The following is a 1,641-nucleotide window of genomic DNA, read 5'->3' as shown; positions in this document are numbered from 1 at the left end:
TGGCGCGAGGCGAAGGTGCACGTACTGACCCACGGCCTGCACTATGCATCGGCCGTGTTCGAGGGCGAGCGCATGTACGGCGGCGAGATCTACAAGCTGACCGAACATACCGAGCGGCTGTTCGCCTCGGCCGAGATTCTGGACTTCGAAATCCCGTTCACCGTGGCGGAGATCGACCAGGCCTGCATCGAGACCTGCGCCAAGAACGGCCTGACCGACGCCTATATCCGGCCCATCGCCTGGCGCGGCTCGGAGATGATCGGCGTTTCGGCGCAACAGACCAAGATCCACGTGGCCATCGCCGTGTGGGAATGGCCGAGCTACTTCTCCCCTGAGGAGAAGGCCAAGGGCATTCGCATGTGCTGGGCCAAGTACAAGCGGCCCTCGCCCGAGACCGAGCCGGTCCACGCCAAGGCCACCGGCCTCTACATGATCTGCACCATCTCCAAGCACGCCGCGGAGAAGGACGGGTTCACCGACGCCATGATGCTCGACTACCGGGGCTATGTGGCGGAGAGCACCGGCTCCAACGTCTTCTTCGTCAAGGACGGCGTGCTGCACACCCCCACCCCGGACTGCTTCCTGAACGGCATCACCCGCCAGTCGGTGATCGCGCTCGCCAAGTCCAAGGGCTTCGAGGTGGTGGAGCGGCACATCAAGCCGGAAGAACTGGCCGGCTTCACCGAGTGCTTCGTGGTGGGCACCGCCGCGGAGGTGACGCCCGTGTCGCAGATCGGCGAGTACAGCTTCACGCCGGGCAATATCTCGCTCAGCCTGATGGACGACTACGCCAAGATGGTGCGCCGCCAGCTTCAGCCGGCCTGAACGCGGCCCAAGGGACGGGCGCCCCGTGAACGGGCGCTGGTCCACGTGATTGCGCCCTCTTCCCGCCAGGGGAGGGGGCGTTTTCAATTTCAGGCGCGGGTCAGGCCAGGACGCGGGCTTCCAGCTCGGCCAGTCGGCCGCGCGTGTCGGCCGCATCGGCGGCGAAGCGGTCGGGCGCTTCCTGCTCCAGCCCAGCCATGAGGCCGGCGCTCTCACGGTAGAGGTCGAGGGCGCGCATGCGATGGCCCCGATCCTCCCGCACGTCGGCCAGTCGCTCCAGGGCGAGCGCCAGGCGACGGCGAGCCTCGGCGCCGCCGTCGGCGCCCGCAAGGTCGCGCCGCAGGGCCACGGCCTCTTCGTAGGCGGCCACGGCGGCGTCCAGGCGATGTTCCTCGCAGGCCATGTCGCCCACATTGATCAGGGCGTCGGACAGGGCGTCGGTTTCCCCCTCCAGGCGCGCATACGCCAGGGCCTGGTCATAGGCCTCCACCGCATCATCGATCCGCCCCTGGGCGCGGGCGAAGTCCCCGGCGTCCTGAGCCGCCAGCCTGTGTCGCCGGTCATCGTCCGCCAGGCGTCCCGCCTCCTGAAGGGCGGTGGCGGCGGCTGGCCAGTCCTGGGCGCGGGCGGCGACGTGCAGGCGCTCCCGCGCGGCCTCGAACGGATCGATCGGCGGCGCGCCGGCCAGCTCGGCGGCTGGCTCGGACGGCGGCGGTGCGGGGGCGATGACCGGTTCCTCCTCCGTCGTCGGCTCCGGATCAGCGGGCGCGTCCAGCAGGGGAAAGGGGGCCTCGGGCGCAGGGACCGGTGCGAGGG

At 69.8% G+C, this 1,641-nt stretch carries 2 protein-coding genes; one reads left to right on the top strand and one right to left on the bottom strand.

Annotated features, from left to right (window positions below; genetic code table 11):
• A partial coding sequence (locus V7D28_RS15280) for a branched-chain amino acid aminotransferase (protein WP_333588236.1) occupies positions 1 to 825 on the top strand: 825 nt, incomplete at its 5' end.
• Between the two features lie 100 nt (positions 826 to 925).
• Here V7D28_RS15280 and V7D28_RS15275 read toward each other — a convergent pair.
• On the bottom strand, positions 926 to 1,641 hold a 716-nt coding region (locus tag V7D28_RS15275), incomplete at its 5' end, for a tetratricopeptide repeat protein (RefSeq protein ID WP_333588235.1).

This window comes from Phenylobacterium sp. (assembly GCF_036723115.1).
Lineage (GTDB): Bacteria > Pseudomonadota > Alphaproteobacteria > Caulobacterales > Caulobacteraceae > Phenylobacterium.
This window is presented reverse-complemented; position numbering and strand designations above follow the sequence as displayed.